9 protein-coding genes and 3 pseudogenes are annotated in these 18,249 nt (G+C 67.4%); 5 read left to right on the forward strand and 7 right to left on the reverse strand.

Features of this window, described 5'->3' with window-relative positions; all coding sequences use genetic code 11:
- Window positions 1-114: 114 nt before the first annotated feature.
- From mutS to EOHIBHHM_RS03635, 4 genes are all read right to left on the reverse strand, one after another.
- A complete protein-coding gene (mutS, locus tag EOHIBHHM_RS03620) occupies window positions 115-2,805 on the reverse strand; it encodes a DNA mismatch repair protein MutS (RefSeq protein ID WP_497254729.1) in 2,691 nt (896 codons plus the stop codon).
- A gap of 185 nt (window positions 2,806-2,990) precedes the next feature.
- A complete protein-coding gene (locus EOHIBHHM_RS03625; RefSeq protein ID WP_497254731.1) occupies window positions 2,991-3,656 on the reverse strand; it encodes a hypothetical protein in 666 nt (221 codons plus the stop codon).
- A gap of 66 nt (window positions 3,657-3,722) precedes the next feature.
- Window positions 3,723-5,132 (reverse strand): bifunctional hydroxymethylpyrimidine kinase/phosphomethylpyrimidine kinase, encoded by a 1,410-nt coding sequence (gene thiD, locus EOHIBHHM_RS03630; RefSeq protein WP_497254733.1) that lies wholly within the window; start codon window positions 5,130-5,132, stop codon window positions 3,723-3,725.
- On the reverse strand, window positions 5,132-6,172 hold the full coding sequence (locus EOHIBHHM_RS03635; RefSeq protein ID WP_497254735.1) for an AIR synthase family protein: 1,041 nt from the start codon (window positions 6,170-6,172) through the stop codon (window positions 5,132-5,134). Before EOHIBHHM_RS03635 ends, thiD begins: the two co-directional genes overlap by 1 nt.
- 151 nt (window positions 6,173-6,323) lie before the next feature.
- Here EOHIBHHM_RS03635 and EOHIBHHM_RS03640 point away from each other — a divergent pair, with 151 nt between their 5' ends.
- Together EOHIBHHM_RS03640 and EOHIBHHM_RS03645 are read left to right on the forward strand one after the other, a co-directional pair.
- Window positions 6,324-6,845: a DUF6789 family protein gene (locus EOHIBHHM_RS03640; RefSeq protein ID WP_497254737.1), complete on the forward strand. Its 522-nt coding sequence runs from the start codon at window positions 6,324-6,326 to the stop codon at window positions 6,843-6,845.
- An 84-nt stretch (window positions 6,846-6,929) separates the two neighbouring features.
- Window positions 6,930-8,687 carry a cbb3-type cytochrome c oxidase subunit I gene (locus EOHIBHHM_RS03645; RefSeq protein WP_497254739.1) on the forward strand — a complete coding sequence of 586 codons (1,758 nt, stop codon included), beginning with the start codon at window positions 6,930-6,932 and terminating at the stop codon, window positions 8,685-8,687.
- A gap of 30 nt (window positions 8,688-8,717) precedes the next feature.
- Here the strand turns inward: EOHIBHHM_RS03645 and EOHIBHHM_RS03650 are convergent, their stop codons facing one another.
- Complete coding sequence (locus EOHIBHHM_RS03650) at window positions 8,718-9,323, reverse strand: MaoC family dehydratase (RefSeq protein WP_497254741.1); 606 nt, start codon at window positions 9,321-9,323, stop codon at window positions 8,718-8,720.
- 190 nt (window positions 9,324-9,513) lie between these two features.
- Between EOHIBHHM_RS03650 and EOHIBHHM_RS03655 the strand changes: the two are divergent.
- The 3 pseudogenes from EOHIBHHM_RS03655 to EOHIBHHM_RS03665 all read left to right on the forward strand — a co-directional run.
- Window positions 9,514-9,735: pseudogene (locus EOHIBHHM_RS03655) on the forward strand (DsbA family oxidoreductase); the annotation flags it as partial.
- 76 nt (window positions 9,736-9,811) lie between these two features.
- A pseudogene (locus EOHIBHHM_RS03660) lies at window positions 9,812-10,642 on the forward strand (IS5 family transposase).
- 32 nt (window positions 10,643-10,674) lie between these two features.
- Window positions 10,675-11,094 (forward strand): annotated as a pseudogene (locus EOHIBHHM_RS03665) (DsbA family oxidoreductase); the annotation flags it as partial.
- 54 nt (window positions 11,095-11,148) lie between these two features.
- Here the strand turns inward: EOHIBHHM_RS03665 and EOHIBHHM_RS03670 are convergent.
- Both EOHIBHHM_RS03670 and EOHIBHHM_RS03675 read right to left on the reverse strand, forming a co-directional pair.
- Entirely contained in the window at window positions 11,149-14,859 is a 3,711-nt protein-coding gene (locus tag EOHIBHHM_RS03670) for a UvrD-helicase domain-containing protein (RefSeq protein WP_497254743.1), read from the reverse strand.
- Window position 14,860: 1 nt separating this feature from the next.
- Window positions 14,861-18,163 (reverse strand): PD-(D/E)XK nuclease family protein, encoded by a 3,303-nt coding sequence (locus EOHIBHHM_RS03675; RefSeq protein ID WP_497254745.1) that lies wholly within the window; start codon window positions 18,161-18,163, stop codon window positions 14,861-14,863.
- Window positions 18,164-18,249 lie beyond the last annotated feature (86 nt).

Consider the following 18,249-nt stretch of genomic DNA (forward strand, 5'->3'; position numbering starts at 1 on the left):
GTGGCTCTCCGTCTGTCGAGGTGCAGCCATACTCGACAGTTCGTCGCCCGGGAGTAAGTGTTACCATGTATACAAGAACGGACTGTCGGTTTCAGCCGTGTCGGATCGCTCGTCTCACTCGTCGTGAAGTGTCTCCTGCCACTGCTGGACTTTCGCCATCAACTCGACCGGCGACGTCTCGTTGACGTCCGTCGAACGGAGTTCGTCGAGCACTGCCTCGGTCTCGGCGTCGAGTTGGGACGCGTCGGCGTCGGCACGACCGTTCGTCGCGGCGACGGCCGCAGTACCTTCGTCGCCGGACGCTCCCGACGACTCGCTTGCGTCTGCCGACCCGCTCTCACCCGAGAACTGCCCCGACCCGAGGTCGAAGACGGCCTGGACGGGTTCGCCGCCGCCGTCGCCACCCTTGGCCTCGATCGCCTTCTCGTCGCGCAGGCGGTCGAGCACGTCCGTCGCGCGGTCGACGACCGGGCGCGGCACGCCCGCGAGGTCGGCGACGTGAATCCCGTAGGAGCGGTCGGTCGGCCCGTCGACGACGGTTCGGAGGAAGGTCACGTCACCATCGCGCTCATCGGCCGCGACGTGGACGTTCTCGACACGTGGGAGGTGGTCGGCGAGACTCGTCAGTTCGTGGTAGTGGGTCGCAAAGAGCGTCTTCGCGCGCACCTCGTTGTGGAGATACTCCGTGGCGGCCCACGCGATGGAGATGCCGTCGTAGGTGGCGGTTCCGCGGCCGACTTCGTCGAGGATGACGAGCGAGTCCTCGGTGGCGCTGTGGAGGATGTTCGACAACTCCTGCATCTCGACCATGAACGTCGAGCGTCCCTGCGCCAACTCGTCGAGCGCCCCCACGCGGGTGTAGATGCCGTCGACGACGCCGACCGTCGCGCTGCGGGCGGGGACGAAACTGCCGACCTGCGCCAGGAGGGTAATCAGCGCGGCCTGTCGCATGTAGGTCGACTTCCCGGACATGTTCGGGCCGGTGACGACGAGAAAGCCGCGCTCGCGGTCGAGTCGGAGGTCGTTCGGGACGAAGTCGGTGGTCTGCTCGACGACGGGGTGGCGACCGGCCTCGATCTCGAGCGCGTCGCCCTCGTCCAACTCGGGGCTGACCCAGTCGTTGCCGGCGGCGTGCGTCGCCAGCGACGACAACGTGTCCACCTCGGCGAGCGCGCGGCCGACGTCCTGCAGCAGTTCGGCCCGCTCGGCGACGCGGTCGCGCAGCTCTTCGAACAGTTCGTACTCGAGGTCGCCGCGGACCTCCTCGAGGCGGAGGACCTCGCGTTCCTTCTCCTCTAACTCCTCGGTGACGTAGCGTTTGGAGTTCTTGAGCGTCTTGATCTGGCGGTAGTGGTCGGGGACGCGGTCGGTGTTGGACTTGCCGACCTGGATGTAGTAGCCGTCGGTCTTGTTGCGGTCGACCTGGAGGTGCTGGATTCCGTGTTCGCGCTTCTCGCGGGGGGCGAGTTCGTCGAGCCACTGCTCTGCGGCCTCGTGACGCTCGATGAGGTCGTCCAGTTCGGCGTCGTAGCCGCGCTGGAACAACCCTCCTTGCGTCACTGTCTTCGGCGGGTCGTCGGCGAGTGCGTCGGCCAGTTCGCCGTGGAGCGCCGCCGCCGCCTCGCGGTCCGGTCGGTCGACGACGTCGCCGAGCGGCGAGTCGGCCAACCGACTGCCGTCGATGGCGTCGACGAGGTCAGGGAGAACGGCGAGCGTGTCGCGGACCGACAGCAGTTCTCGCGCGCCCGCGCTCCCGCTGGCCGAGCGACTGGCGAGGCGTTCGAGGTCGTACGCGCCGTCGAGGACGTCGCGGACCTGCTCGCGGGCGAGCGCCTCCGAGGCGAGCGCCGAGACGCAGGCCTGGCGGCGTTCCAACTCGTCGGGGTCGCGGCGCGGGCGGGTCAGCCACTCGCGGAGCAGTCGTCCGCCCGGACTCGTCACGGTGTGATCGAGCGTGTCGAGCAACGACCCGTCGCGTCGCCCCTGCATCGTCTCGGTGAGTTCGAGGTTCCGCTGGGTCGTCGCGTCGAGTTCGAGATGGTCGCGGGCGTGGTACGCCTGCAGGCGCGTCATCGACTGGAGGACGCCCGCGCCCGTCTCGTCGACGTAGGCGAGGACGGCCCCCGCAGCCCGGACGGCGCGTTCGGAGTCGAGACCGACGCTCGCGAGCGCCGCCTCGCCGAACTGCTCGCGGACGCGGTGGCGGGCGCGCCCCGGTGCGAACGCTTCGGCCTCGTGTAACGACAGCGAGGCGTCGGTGCCGTCCCGCAGACTCGCGAGGAAGTCGTCGTCGCTCCGAAGGTCCGGCCCCGGCAGCACCTCGGCGGGGGCGAAGCGATAGAGTTCGGCGTGGGCGTCGGCCGCGTCGTCGACCTCGGTGACGAGAAAGCGCCCCGTGGTGACGTCGGCGAAGGCGAGGCCGAACCCCTCGTCGTCGCGGACGAGCGCCGCGAGGTACTGCGCGTCGGCGTCCGTCGTCTCCAGTAGGGTGCCGGGCGTGACGAGACGACGGATCTCGCGGGCGTGGCCGGACTCCGTCTCGTACTGGTCGGCGACGGCGACCCGGTAGCCGCGTTCGACCAGCGCCTTGAGGTAGGGTGTGAGGTCGTCGAGCGGGACGCCCGCCATCGGGTAGGAAGAACCGTGCGAGGACTTCTGTGACACCTTCAGGTCGAGTTCCTTCGCGACCAACTCGGCGTCGTCGGCGAAGAACTCGTAGAAGTCGCCGCACTGCATCGCCAGAATATCGGCGTCCGTCTCCTCCTTGAGGGCGAGAAACTCCCCGACGATACCCGTTGCAGTCATAGACAGTGCTGGGGGAGACAGCGGCTAAAGCGCTGTGGGTTTCCGGTGTGTCGCAGGTCGCTCCACACGGGCCGTCCCTACCCTGTCCGTGCGGTGCGACCGACGCGACGTGTGAGTGGTTCGGCGGGGGAAAAGTGTAGGTTTCGGCCTGTCAGACGACCGTCAGACACGATCGAACTCGTCGTTCACTGGGAGCGGCGAGCGAGGAGCGCCACCGCGAGCGTCGCCACGAGCGCCGCGACCACGGCGGGGACGACGCCGAATCCGGGACTTAACACGCCGGTCGGTGCGTCGCTCTCGACGTAGACGCGGGTGGTCGTGAACGCGCTTCGGCCGCTGGCCTCGTAGGTCACCGTCGACCCGTTCACCGAGGAGGCTCCCTCGGCGCGCTGGACGTCGCCCGGCATGTTCACCACGTAGCGGAGTTCGAAGTCGGTGACGTCGACGCCGCCGCCCGCGTCGCCGACCGAGGCGTTGTAGAACGTGGTGTCCTCGTAGACGACCGTCCCGTCGGTGCGAGTGACGTTCAGGCGTTCGGCGTCGGCGGGGTCCCAGCCGGTGACGACGAGCGTCACCGAGGCGCGGTCGCCGTCGAGCGACTGGCTGACGCTGACGTTGTCGGCGTTCGAGGTGTTGATGTTCGCCCGGAGTTGGCCGGCCAGCGACTCGTACCCCTCGTCGACGGCGGCCTGATTCAGGAGGTCGTAGACGGTCGTCGACGTGTTCAGGTCCAGTTCGTAGCGGTCGATTGTGCCGTCGGCGGCGACGTCAGACTCGACAGTCACGGTCGCACACCCCGACAGGAGCAGGAGGACGGCGAGCGCCGCGGTCGCGGAGAGGCGGGTGTCCATGGTCGGCAGACGGGCCCGGCGGCGAAATCGTTTGCGCCGGACCGGTGGGCCGTTCGCCTTCTCGGGCTACTGTTCGGCCTCGACCGCCTCCTGGAGCGTCAGCGTCCGCTCGACCACCGTCTCGGCGTCGGCCGCGAGCAGTTTCACGATCGGTTCCTTCCCGTGGGCGCCGCGGTCGACGACGGCGACGGGCGTCTCGCCGGCCGACTCGAAGGCGCGGCGCGCACCCCACTGCATCGTGTTCCCCTCGACCGCCGCGGAGTCGTCCGGTTCGGCCGCGCGGTCGAACTCGGCGACGGCGCCGTCGAGCGTCGCCAACGCGGCCTCCACGTCGTCGGCGAACCGGCAGTTCACGGCGAATCGGAGGGTCGGGTCGACCTCGCGGGCGGCCAGCAGGAAGCGCGCGACGTGGCTCGACGCGCCGAGTCGGACCCCTCGATTGGGGTGAACCCCCGAGAGCGTCCGGGTGATGCGACCCTCGACGGCCGCCGTCTCGTCCGGCGACTCGGCGTACGGCGTCGCGCCGACGACGTTCATCCCGACCTCGGGGACGAGCAGCGAGACGTCGCGGTCGACGAACCGTTCGACGACGGCGGCCACCTCCTCGACCGTCACCTGCTGGTCGGCCCGTTCGCGGAGGCCGACGAGGTGGTGAACCGACCCGGGCCCCTCGCCGACGTCGAGTCCGTATCTGACCGCTCGCTGGAGGAAGTCGGTGGCTCCCCTCATCGACTCGACCAGCGAGTCGCCGCGAGCGAGGGTGGCGGCGACGGCGCTCGACAGCGCACACCCCGACCCGTGGGTCGCCTCGGTGTCGACGCGGGGGTGTTCGAACCGATGGGTGCCGAGACCGCCCGGTGCGCCGTCGGTGTGACCTTCGCGGATTCGGTCCGAGACGACCAGCGTGTCGACGACGGTGTCGCCGTCGAGATGGCCGCCCTTCACGAGCGCCGCCTTTGCCCCCATCTCGATCAGCCCCTCGGCCGCTTCGCGTGCGCTCTCGTCGTCGGTGACGTCGACGCCGGTGAGCACTTCGGCCTCGTCGACGTTCGGCGTGACGAGCGTGGCGGCGGCGACGAGCGCCTCGTAGGCCGACTCGGCGTCCGACGAGAGCAGACGGTCGCCGCTCGTCGCGACCATCACCGGGTCGACGACGACCGGCGCGTCGACGGCGGCGAGTCGCTCGGTCACCGTCTCGACGACGTCGGCGGTGGCGAGCATCCCCGTCTTCACCGCCCCGAGCTCGAAGTCGTCGACGACGGCGTCGAACTGGGCCTCGATCTCGCTCGTCGGCAACACGTGCGAGGACGACACGCCGCGGGTGTTCTGTGCGGTCACGGCGGTCACCACGGACGTCCCGAACACGCCGTGGGCCTCCATCGTCTTCAGGTCGGCCTGGATTCCCGCGCCGCCGCCGGAGTCGCTGCCGGCGACGGTGAGCGCGACGGGCGGCGAGGCAGGTGCGGGTCGGCGCATCACTCTTCGCCCTCCCGTGCCTGCAGCTCGGCCATGTACTCCTCGAACGCCCCCCAGAACGGGTCGACCTCCGGATGGGGGACCTCCTCGCCGTCGACGCGGAGTCCGGACCCCTCGACCACCTCGCCGACGGCGGCCGCCGGGATGCCCTCCCGGTCGAGCGCGCCGAGGACGGCGTCGGCCTCGTCCGGTGGGACCGTCACGAGGAGCGTCCCCTCGCTGATGGCGTGCCACGGGTCGATGCCGAAGAACTCGCAGGCCTCGCGGACGCCCGGGAGGACGGGGATCGCGTCGCGGTCGACGTCGATGCCGACGCCCGCCGCGCGGGCCAGTTCGTAGAGGCCGCCGTAGACGCCGCACTCGGTCGCGTCGTGCATCGCGGTGACGTCGCCCGCCGCCGCAGCGACCATCGCGTCTCTGACCGGGCTCATGTCGTCGAAGCGGTCCTGTGCCGCGTCGACGGTCGCGTCGTCGAGGCCGCCCTCCCGCATGAGCGGGTCGAACTGGAGGCTCAGGAGGCCGGTCGCCTCGACGGCCGGTCCCTTGGTGACGACGACGGCGTCGCCGACGCGCGCGCCGTCGGGCCGCACGAGGTCGGCGGGGTCACCGACGGCGACGCTCGTCGCGCCGCCGACCATCGGGTAGTTACAGCCGGCGTAGCGGGCGGTGTGACCCGTGACGATGCCGACGTCCAACTCGCGGGCCTCGGCGTCGAACGTCTCCAGCAGCGTCCGGAGCTGGTCGTCGGTGATCTCCGGCGGGAGGTTGAAGTCGACCGCCAGATGCGTCGGCGGCAACCCGGAGACCGCGACGTCGCTGACGAGGATGTGGAAGGCGAACCACGCCGCGCGCTCGAAGCCGAGCGAGGGCATCACGAAGACGGGGTCGGTCGCCAGCGCGACCGCACGGTCGCCGACGTCGACGACGCCGAAGTCGACGCCGTGCTGCGGTGGCAGGCGGACGTCGTCGCGGTCGGCACCCAGGTTCGGGTACACGTACTCGTCGAAGAACGCCCTGTCTATCTTGCCGAGTTCGGACATAGGTGGTGGTATTATTTGGTTGTACTAAGTTGTGTGCCCCGGAGCGAGCGCCTGGAGGGTCGCTCCGGCCGACGACCGGGGGTTGCACGGGATGGACGCTCGGAATGTGATAGCCGGAGTCTTATTCAGGGAAGGCCGTGTAGCGTGGCCCATGCAGACGCCGCGGACCGACGGAGGCAGCGACGAGGGGTATCTGGAGTACGCGCTACGGAACCTTCGCCACCCGGTGAGCGCCGTCGCCGGCGGCGTCGCCGGGATGGCGGTGATGAGTCTCCTGTTGCTCCTCTTGGAGGTCGAGACACGCGAACGGATCGGCGTCTTCGAAGCGGTCGCCCGCTTCGCCGGCCAGCCGGGGAACGTCTCGCTCGGGTTCGTCCTGTTCCTCGTGGCCGGCGGGCTCGCGTGGCCGCTGCTGTTCTTGGCGCTCGAAGAGTACATTCCGACGGGGCCGGACCCGGCCACCCGCGGGGCGGTGTTCGCGACGGCGCTCTGGGTCGCCTTCCTCATCCTCGGGCGCGGCGACCTCGGCGGCCCGCTGCTCGTCATCTACGCCGTCTTCACGCTCCTCTCGCATCTCGCCTACGGGTTCGTCCTCGGCGCGGTGTACGGACGGCTCACCGGGACGACGGCTGACCGAATCGACGAGACGCCCTCGGTCGAAACATCACGGTAGTTCCTGCGGCGGGTAGCTATTTGGCCTCCCCGTCCTAAGGGGGGATATGCTCGTCGGGACCCCCTGTACTGGGACGTGGTACCCGTGGTAGCGTTCGCATCCGGGCTGGTTCTCGTGACACTCGTTCTCACGACCCTCGCCGTCGGAGCGGTCGTCCACCGAATTCGTCGAGACGGTGGAAGCGACACCGCCGCCGACACCGCCGCCGCCGACGGAGGGTTCTTGCGCGGGACGCGCGTCCGAACCGAGAAGCCGCTCGGCGTGTTCCGCTGGTTGACGACCGTCGATCACAAGGACATCGGCATCCTGTATCTCCTGTTCGGGACCGTCGCCGCCCTCTGGGGCGGGACCGACGGGATGATGATCCGTACCGAACTGTTCACCGCGACGACCGACGTCTGGACCGCCGAGACGTACAACGCGCTGTTCACCACCCACGGGTTCACGATGCTGTTCTTCTTCGTGACGCCCGTGTTCACCGGGTTCGCCAACTACTTCCTCCCCATCCTGCTCGACGCCGACGACATGGCGTTCCCCCGCATCAACGCCATCGCCTTCTGGCTGCTGCCGCCGGCGTTCTTCATGGTGCGAGCGGGACTCATCACCGAAATCATGGCGAAGATGCTGCTCACTGTCGGCGTCCGCAGCGAGGTCCTCTTCGCACTCGAACCGCCGACGACGGGGTGGACGCTCTACACACCGTTGGCGACGCAGCTGGCGAACCCGCAGGTCGACATCCTCCTGCTCGGACTCCATCTGAGCGGGCTCGCGACGATCATGGGCGCGATCAACATCCTCGTCACGGTGTTCACCGAACGCGGCGAGGGCGTCGGCTGGAGCAACCTCGACATCTTCACGTGGACGATGCTGACCACGAGCGGCATCATCATCTTCGCGTTCCCGATGCTCGGGAGCGCGGTTCTGATGCTGCTGCTCGACCGGAACTTCGGGACGACGTTCTTCGTCGTCGAGGGCGGTGGGCCCATCCTCTGGCAACATCTGTTCTGGTTCTTCGGCCACCCCGAAGTGTACATCCTCGTGTTGCCGGCGTTCGGCCTCGTCAGCCTCATCCTCCCGAAGTTCTCCGGGCGGCGGCTGTTCGGGTTCAAGTTCGTCGTCTACTCGACGCTCGCCATCGGCGTGCTCTCGTTCGGCGTCTGGGCACACCACATGTTCGCGACCGGCATCGACCCGCGCCTGCGGGCGTCGTTCATGGTCGTCACGCTCGCCATCGCCATCCCCTCTGCGGTGAAGACGTTCAACTGGATGACGACGATGTGGACGGGACGGATCCGCCTCACCGCACCGATGATCTTCTGCGTCGGCGGCATCGGGCTGTTCGTCATCGGCGGGGTGACCGGCATCTTCCTCGCGTCGATCCCGGTCGACGTCCTCCTGCACGACACCTACTACGTCGTCGGTCACTTCCACTTCATCGTGATGGGGATCATCGCCTTCGCCGGGTTCGCCGCGAGCTACTACTGGTTCCCCATCCTCACGGGGCGGATGTACAACAAGACGCTCGCGCGGACACAGGCGTATCTGAGCATCGTCGGCGTCATCGTGACGTTCACGCCGATGATGATCATGGGACAGATGGGGCTGCCGCGCCGGTCGGCGCAGTACCCCGTCCAGTTCGAACTGCTCCAGCAGGTCGCCACCGCCGGCGCGTTCCTCCTCGGCTTCGCGGCGATCCTCTGGGTGGTCAACATGCTCCAGTCGTACCGACTGGGCTCGATCGTCACCGACCCCGACCCGTGGAACCTCAAGGAGTCGGGGCAGTTCACCCGCGAGTGGCAGTGGTTCGAAGAGCGGATCGAAGAGCGGACGAAGACGCGCTGAGCGTCGCTGACCGCGACGGCCGAGCGCCGCTCACTCTTCTCGCGGGTCGGTCGGTCCGTTCTCGGCCGACGGCGACCCGTCGACCGCCGACGCCACGTTCTGCTCCGGCAGTTCGTCGACGAGGACGACCGCCTCGCCGTCGATCAGTTCGGTCCCCTCCTCGTCGGTGACGACGGTCGTCAGTCGGTACTGCCAGTCGCCGAGGTCTTCGACGACCTCGCACTCGGCGGTAAACCGCCCGCCCATCGTCGCCGGCGCGTGAAACGACGTCTCCTGCGACAGATAGACCGTCACGCCCGGGAGGCGAGCGAGCGCCGCGCTGACGAGTCCCGAGACGAGCGTCCCGTGGGCGATGCGCCCGCCGAACCGCGTCTCGCCCGCGAACTCGCCGTCGAGGTGGAGCCGGTTGGTGTCGCCGCTGGTGCGGGCGAACGTGTCGACGTCGTCCGCGGAGACGGACTTCTCGAAGACGACCGAGTCGCCGACGGCGAGGTTCTCCCGTCGTTCGACCGTCCGCGTCGCGGTCCACGCCTCGTCGTCGTAGGCGACACCGGGGTCGCGTCCGCCCGCCGACTGCTCGTCTACGTTCGTCGCTCTCGTCGCGTCCGCCTGGGCGTCTGGAGTTCGACTGGCCATCTCGTCGCTCGCTACTCCCGTCTTCTGCATTATTATTCAGGGGATAAGCGTCGCTGACGGCGGTGCTTAGAGACGTGTTAACGTCAAGCGCGAAAAGTCACGACAGTCGTCGGACGGCGGACTCGCCCGCCCGCGGGGGTCGCACACCCGACCAACGCTCTTCTCCCTCCCGGCCGACCGTCGAGACACGATGAGTCAGGAGCATCCCGAACGGATCACCGTGTACTCGGACTACGTCTGTCCGTTCTGCTACCTCGGTCGGCACTCGCTGCAGCAGTATCAGGAAACCCGCGAGGAGGAACTCGCCGTCGACTGGCGTCCGTTCGACCTGCGGAGCGGAAAGCGCAACTCCGACGGTACCATCGACCACTCGGTCGACGACGGGAAGGACGACGACTACTACGAACAGGCGGCTGTGTTGAATCACTAGACAGCGTCGAGATGGGTCGCTAAATCAAAGGAGTTGAAGCGGAGAGATTCGGTTGCCTATGACACAAATCTCCCGCTTCACTGGTGAGATTGTGCCGCTTGCTCAAAGGGTTACTGGCGATGGAGACGAATCCGCCGCCCCGGAAGGTGGCGGCGGATTCGCTGACTATGCCCTCGTTTCCCTCCATTGTCTGCGGATTTACCTCGATACGTCCTACCGCATGACGATCGACCTGCTCAAAGAGATGCCGCAAATAATCGGGGAGATCGGCCTCGAAGCGGCCGATCTCCCCTCACCATCTACGTTGTGTAAGGCGTTCGACCGATTCAGCATGAGCGTCTGTCGAGTGCTGCTGCGCCACTCGGCGCAGCTGCACGACCCTTCGAAGCACGGAGCGGTCGATGCCACGTTCTACGAACGAGATACAGCAAGCCGCCACTACTGCAATCGAACGAACTACCGCGTGCAGAAGCTCAAAGTCACGAAACTCGTCGATACAGACAGCCAGGCGATCCTTGACGTACACTGTTCGACGACCCGAAAAGGAAGTGATGCTGACCTCTGTGAGCAGATCGCCCGCCGGAACGCGGGCGATCTGCAGTCACTCGCCGCAGACAAAGGCTACGACAAGAAGGCGCTCAGAGAAGCGTTGCGGGAACTCGGGATTCGCCCGCTCATCAAACATCGCGTCTTCGCACCGTACGACCATGCACACAACGCTCGAATTGACTAAGATCGCTACGCACAGCGCTCAATGACTGAAACTGTGAATTCGGCTGTGAAGCGCTCGCTCGGCTACGCCGTGCGAGCGCGTGACTGGTATCGAGAGTTCCGTGAAATCACGCTGATGTGTGTCGTCTACAACATCAAGCGACTCATTAAACAGTAAAATCGTACGCTGTATGGCGATTCAACAGAGCCGAACAGGCCAAAGAGAACGTCCGCCGACTGCAGGAGAAGTACGACGTCGAGATGGAGCTCGACATCGCCACGGACGTCGACTCGCTGCCCGCGCAGATCGCCTCCTACTACGTCAAGGGACACTACGACCACGAGACGTGGCTCGACTTCGACGTCGCCGTCTTCGAGGCACTGTGGCAAGAGGGGAGAGACATCGGCGACGAGGAGTTACTCGTCGACCTCGCCGAAGACGTCGGAGTCGACGGCGACGAGATCCGCGCGGCGCTCGACGACGAGACGCTCCGCGAGGAGGTCCGCGAGCAGTTCACGGAGGCCCAGCAACAGGGTGTGACAGGTGTGCCGACGTTCGCTTACGAGGGTTACGCGGCCCGGGGTGCCGTCCCACCGGAGCAGTTGAAGCGCCTCGTCGAGGGGACCTGAGCGAGCGAACGTCGGTCGCTCGACCGAGAGAAGGGGGCTCGTGTGAGTCGACCCTTACTGGTCTATCGCGTCCATCGCTTCGTGAATCTCGGCTTCGACCCGGGATTCGAGATCGTCGAGTTCGTCGGGACGCCAGTCGAATCGGGAGGGTTCACCGGGTGTCGTGAAGTACAGCGTCGCAGTCACCCGCCGGTCGGGTGCCTGTTGGTGGAGGGCGATCGCGTACGCTTCCATCTGCGTCCGGTAGTAGTCTGCCTTCTCCGGAATCTCGTCGGCGTCGACGTCGTTCGTCTTGTAGTCGACGAGATGGTACGCGTCGGGCGTCACGACCAGATGGTCGACGAACCCCGAAATCTCGCCACGCGCGAACTCCGCAGCGACGGCCAGTTCGTCGTACGTGTGCTCGACGTCACACCGTTCGTGGAGTTCGTCGACGTAGGCCAGCGAGCGTTCGACGTGGTCGACGATACGGTCCCGCTGGGAGGGCGTGAGCGGTTCCGCTCGCCGCCCGGTCTCCGCATCGTACACTTGGTCGACGACGTCCTGCCAGCGGTCGACCGGTGGTCGGAGTTCACAGAGTCGGTGGACGATCTCTCCGAACGTGGTCCCCGCGAGACCCTTCGTCTCTCGTCCGTCGCTCGCGTCGTCACTCTTGTCGTCGGTCCCCTCTCGGCTCTCGTCCTCGAAGCGCACGGTGTTGGTTCGTTCGTCGAGAGCGAGCGACCCCTGGCCGTCGACCAGCGACGCGAGGGCCGTCGGCGAGAGACTGAACCGCCGGTCGGGCCGTGGCGGTGCTGCCAACCGTTCGAGTCCGGGGTCGGGCACGGTCGTGTCGTCGACCCAGTCGACGGCTGGTGTCGGCAGCGACACGGTGAACGAGGCGTCCCCGAGCGTCCCGGTGACGCGGTCGTGCTCCTCGAGAGCGGCGAGCGTGTCGTCGGTGAGGACGTGTGGCTGGACCCAGTCGCGCCAACTCGCCGCCTCCTCCGGGTCGGCCCCCTCCACGTCGCTCATCGTGGGGTCGCCGTCGCTGTCGAGATCGTGGAGGCCCGTGAGGAGCAGACGATCACGCGCCCGAGTGCAGGCGACGTAGAGAACCCGCTTCTCTTCGGCGCGTTCCTCTGCTTTTCGACGGCGCTTGAGTGCTTCACGGGCGACAGTCGTCGACGTCTCGAACGGGTCGTCCGGGTCCGGTGCGTCGAGTCCGACCGCGTACGCCCCGTCGATCTGTTCGAACTCCACGCGACCGTTGCCGACGGCGGCTTGCATGTTGAACCCGCGACCGACACCCGGGACGACGACGACCGGGAACTCCATCCCCTTGGCGTCGTGGACCGTGAGAATCCGGACACCGTCGCCACCGCCCTGAATCGTCGCTTCACCCTCGCGGTCACTGAGCGACCGCCGTCGCTCGATGCGGCGCACGAGTGTCGAAAGACTGGTCACCCCCTCGTCGCTGTAACCGCGTAACTGCTCGCGGAATTTCTCGACGTTCGCGACGGCCTGTCGCGGCCGCTCGTCCGCACTGACGCTCGCGAGATACCCCGTGTCGTCGACGACGCGTGTGAGGAAGTCGGCCCACGATCCGTCGAGACGCGGCGTCGACTCGGGGGCGACACCGAGGTGGTCGCGCCACGTCTGTAGCAGGTCGGCGGCGTCTCGGAGTGCGTCGTGGTCGGACTCGGTGAGCGCGTGCCACAGCGACTCGTCGTCCCGTTTCAGCATTGCGAGCGTGTCGTCGGTGAGTCCGAACAAGGGCGACCGAAGTGCACCGTACAGCGCTCGCTCGTCGCTCGGGTCTGCGAGCGCCCGAAAGAGGTTCAGCAGCGCCGTCACCTCGGGCGTCTCGTAGAAACCGAGCCCCGAGGCGACGGTGAACGGGACGTCGGCGTCTTCGAGTGCACGCTCGTACGTCTTGAGGTGGGTCCGACTCCGGAGGAGGACGGCCACGTCTTCGGGAGCGACGTCACGCGCCTCCGAGTCGTCGACGTCACCGTCCTCCTCGTACACCTGCGTGGCGTCGTCGAACAACTGGGTGAGTCGCGCGGCGAGCGCCGTCGTCTCGAGTTCGGCGTCGTGCTGTGGGGTGGCGGTGGCGAACGGGTCGTCGTCGGGGAACCGACGTGCACGGTACTCGGCGTCGGTCGGAACCGCGAGATACTCGACGCTGGCGAGACCCTCGGGGTCGTCGCGATACGGGTCGAGCGGCTGTGGTCCCGCCTCGTACGGTTCGCCGTCGGGGTCGAACACCTCGTCGAACAGGGCGTTGACGAACGCGAGCACGTCCGGGAGCGTCCGGAAGTTGGTCGAGAGCCGGTCACTCTCGTCGACCGTCGACTCGGAGGGGTTCGCCCTCGCCAGTTCGCGTGCGGTCTCGGCGAACTGCGTCACGTCGGCGTTTCGGAACCGGTAGATGCTCTGTTTGACGTCGCCGACGACGAACACGTTTCGGGCGTCGAACGCCTCGGGGTTCTCGGCAGTGAGGTGTGCGATGAGCTCCCACTGACGCGGGTCGGTGTCCTGAAACTCGTCGACCATCACGTACGCGAACCGGTCGCGGAGCGCTGCCCGTCGTGCGTCGGACGTGTGTTTCAGAAAGTCGAGAGCGAACTCGATCTGGTCGGTGAAGTCGACGACGTTCCGGCGTCGTTTCCGGTCGGTGTACTCCTCGTGGGCCAACTGCGTCAGACGGGCGAGCGCCTGGACGAACGGGAAACTGTTCTCGTCGGCCGCGATCGACGCCGAGAAGAGGTGTTCTTCGGGTTCGAGCACGTCGACGAGCGCCAGTATCGCCTCGTCGAACCGCTCTTTTTCGGCTTCGGCTCCCTTCCAGCGTGTCTTGGCCGCGGTGTAACTCGACTCGGCGTACCGACTCCCGTCCGTCGTGAGCTGCGTACACAGTGCGACGAACCGCTCCCGTTTCTCGATCGACGGAGCGGGGTCGTCGTACGGCACGTCCCGCAGCTGGTCGACCACCCCTTTCGCGAGGTTCCACGCCCGGCCGCCGGTGTCGACGGCGGTCGGTGGCGACTCGATAATCTCGCGGAGTGTCTCGGCGGCGGCGACGAACGTCGGGTCGGCGAGTCGCTCGGCGGCGAGCTCCGGGGACACCGGATGCAGTTCGGTCGTGACGTAGTCGAGATACTCCGCCCGGGTGGCGTCGGCCCATCTGTCGGCCCACTCGACACCGCCGGGGCGTTCGGTCAACAGGTCGGTGACGACGTCCTGGAGCGCGGCGCGGTCGTATCTCCGAGCGAGCGCCTGGACGGTCTCGTGGTCGTCGTGCGTCTCCAGCAGTGTCGCGACCGTCTCGTCGAGCAACGCGGCCGTCTCGCCCTCGTCGAGCGTGTCGAACCCGGGGTCGATCTCGTCGATACGCAGGGCGTGTTCGCGAAGGAGGCGCGAGCAGAACCCGTGGAGCGTGTGGATGTACCCCTCTTCGAGGCCGTCGGCTACCTCGCGCCACGCGGCGTAGGTTTCGGCGTCCGTCTCCGCGACCCGTTCCGTGATGGCCTCGCGGACGCTCTTCTCGAGTTCGTTGGCTGCCCGTTCGGTGAACGTCGTCGTGACGATCTCTTCGGGGAGCAGCGGCGACTCGCCGTCGGCCGGAGCGTCGTTCTCGAGACCGCGTTCGAGCATCCGCATGTAGCGAACCGTCAGCGTCGTCGTCTTCCCCGTCCCCGCACCGGCAGTGAGCGATACGTTCCGGTCGAGAGCGTCGGCGGCCGCCTGCTGCTCGTCGGTCAGGTCTTCGAAGTCGACCATCTCAGTTCACCTCCAGTGCGTCCTCGGGGTCGACGTCTCTCGCCGCGAGCGGGACGTACGGCCCATCGCCCGTCTCGTCGATCTCGTCGACGACCGCCCCCCGTCGGTGGGGTCTGACGTCACAGACGTCGCTGTACCCACAGTACCGACAGCCGGCGTCGTTCGGGTCCACCACTGCTGGCTGGTAGTGCCCCGAAGCGATTCCGTCGGCGAGTCGGCCCAGTCGGGCCGGAATCTCGCGCTCGACGAACTGCCGGAAGGCGTCGTGGGTCTCGAACGTCGGATACCGAGCACGGAGGAGCGGCGTTCCGCCGGACCGGTAGTAACTCGCGTGCTCCTGTGACGCAACGACTCCCTTCCGGTTGTGCACGCTCGTCGGCGGTTTGACCTGGTAGTACGACCCGCCGACGGTCTCGACGTCGTCGAGGACACCCTCCGCGAGCAGCGCGTACAGCGGAAGTTGGAACGCTAGCCCGGAGAGCGTATCCGCCTCGCTCGGCGTGCCGCCCGTCTTGTAGTCGCGGACGACGAGTTGGGTCGGGTCGGTGTCCGGAACCGCGTCGACGCGGTCTATCATCCCCGTGAGCGGGACCGGGCCAGTCGGCGTGTCGACCTGAACGGGGTCCTCGCGAAGGACTGTCTCGTCGCCGTAGGGGTCGCCGACCCGCGCTTCGAACCAGGCGGGGAGCGCGGTCGCGTTCGACACTTCGTCGAACTCGTGGTCGAGGAACCGGACGAACAGCCCTCGCTCCGGCGACCCGAAGCCGTCCCCGCCGTGGTAGGGGTTGTCGTCCGGGCTGCCGAGTCCGGCGAACAGCTTCGTGAGCCACTCGCGCTGGAACGCTGTCGGGTCGTCGTCGAATCGCTCGTCGAGACTCCGGAGCGCGACGGCGAGCAGGTGTGCCTCACGAACGTCGCGGTCGCCGCGGATGTCGACGGGGTCGCCCGGCCGCTCCTGGAGGTCGGCGTAGTAGTGTTCAAGGACGTCGTGGACGAACCCGCCACGCTCGCGAGCGTCGGGTTCGAGGCCGATCTCGTCGGGGTCGTCGAGGTCGAGCACGCGGTCGGCGTAGTACGCGAACCCGCAGGTCGCGTACCGCTCCAGCCGACTGGGGCTGTACGGCTCGCGATCGGCCGGGCCGTGGAGCGTCGAGACGGTCTCGCGGCTCAGCTGACCGTCGTAGGCCGTCAGTTCGGGGCTCGCGCGGGCTGCCGCACACGCGACCCCCCGTTGGAGGCGCTCGCGCCGCGACTCGTCGAACGTACCGACGGCGGCCGCCGCGTCGACGAGCGATTCGTACTCCTCGACGTCGTCGTGGGCGAACGTCCGAGCGAGCGACCGCTGGACGTCCTCGCGCGACCCGGGTGGTGCGTCCTCGGGGGCGACGACCTCGGGGTCGAGACCGGTTACCCGGCGCAGTTCGGTGAGCACGTCGGCCTCGACGTACGGGTCACCTTCGAGGTCGCGTTCGGGAACCGAGAGCGTGAGCGAGGCGTCGCTGGCGAGCAAGAGTCCGAAGTCGTACCGCGCACCCTGCTGGATGTCGGCCTGGGCGAAGTCCTCGTGGGCTTCGTTGATGGGACGAGTGAAGGAGAGACGCTCCGGGTTCGACGGGAACTGTGCCATCGTCAGCCCGAGCACGTACACGTGGTCGAACTCGCGCGGAGCGGCCTCGTCGAGTCCACAGACGAGCACGTGGTCGTCCTCGCGAGCGGTTCCTGCGTCGAGTGTGACGCCGGATAGAGCCCGCTCCAAGCGGTCCACTGGGTCAGCTTTGTCGAGGTTAGCGACTGACTCGGTCTGTGCCAACGTCTCGAGCGTCCGCTCCAGTCGGTCTGCTGCCGTCCGCTCGGTTCGGCCACGGGGTGTGTTCGGTACCGTCTCGATGGCCTCCGAGACGCCGAGTCGCTCGAGTATCGTCTCGACTCGTTCCGGAAGGTCGGCGAGCGAACCGTCAGACAGCGCTTCGGCGTCGTCGACGAGCGAGCGAATCGCAGTCGCGTCACCGTCGTCGAGGTGGTCGTACGCCGTTTCGAGCCGTCGTGACGTCAGTCGACTGGCCACCCGTCCGAGTTCCGCAGGGTCGATGCTCCGCTCATCGTCGATGCGCCTCACCAGTGGGTTGGCGACCAGTGCCGTGATGGATTCGAGCGCCGGGTCGTCGCGAGCGAGCGTCGTGAGTTCGGTGACGACTTCACCGAGCGCGGTGTCGCCGAACGGGCGTTCGACTGTCAGCGTCGCCGGGACGTCGTACTGGTCGAACGTCTCGACGAGGCGTTCGTGATACGCTTGCGGGTCGGTGAGCACGACGCCGATCTCGTCTGCTGGCGTTCCCTCCGCGAGACGATCTCGGACGTCGCGGGCAACGTACCGGAGTTCCTGTGGCACGGTCTCGGGCGAACGGCTGGCGAGTCGTTCGTCCAGTGTCTCGGAGTCGACGTCGGAGGCCGTCGCGGCAGGACGATACAACTGTCGAGCGACGTCGAGGCCGGGTGTCTCGGCGTCGACGTACTCGCGGTCGAAGCCGAGGTCGCGGTAGGCTCGCAACGCTCGCTCGGCCCCACGGTCGACGCCGACGGGAGTGGTCGAGTCTGTGAGTTGGGGGAGGAGTGCAACCGTCGGCCACGTCTCTGCGAGTCGTTCGACGAGGCGACGCTCGAGCGGAGAGAACAGCGTAAATCCGCCGAGGACGACGGCGTCGACAGAGGGGAACGACGCTTCGAGCGGTGTGTCGGAGGCCAAAACGTGACGGTAGCGTTCAGCGCGGAGCGTCCGCCGGTCCGACAGTCCCACGTCGTCACGTACTGACTCGAACGCTGCAGTGACCGCACTCACGACCTCGGCCTGCAGGTCGAGTCCGAGCGACTCGAACCGCTCGCGGATCGCTTCTGGCGAGTGGAGGTCGGCGAACTCCACGAGCGAGAGCAGGTCTTCGACCTGCTGACAGAGCCCTGCGGACGGCTTCCGATCCGAGACGACGAGTGGATTCTGCGGGTCGTCGAGTCGCTCGACGGCCGACTCGACGAGTCGGTCCCGGAGCGGTTGGTCGACGTACGTGTTCGGCCCCGCGAACTGCTCTCGTTCGTAGCAGTCGCCGACGATGCCGTCGAACGTCTCCACAGAGAGCGAGAGCGGAGCGCCGTGGTCACACCAGCGGTCGCGTGTCCGTCGCTCGGTGTGGTCGCTTCGGGCGACGTAGAGGAGACTCCGCGGCGCGTCGTCCACGGTCGAGGAGAGACGGTCGAAGGCCACAGTCTCGAGGGCGGGATACTGAGGCCCGGCGTACAGCTGCCGGAGTGTCATGGGCGGAAGTCGGCGGAGACGATCAAGAAGGTTGGGAAGATGTAGCGGAGTCGAACTGATTGGAAGGTCGAATAATCGACGGTGGC

This window comes from Halogranum roseipondis (genome assembly GCF_059695585.1).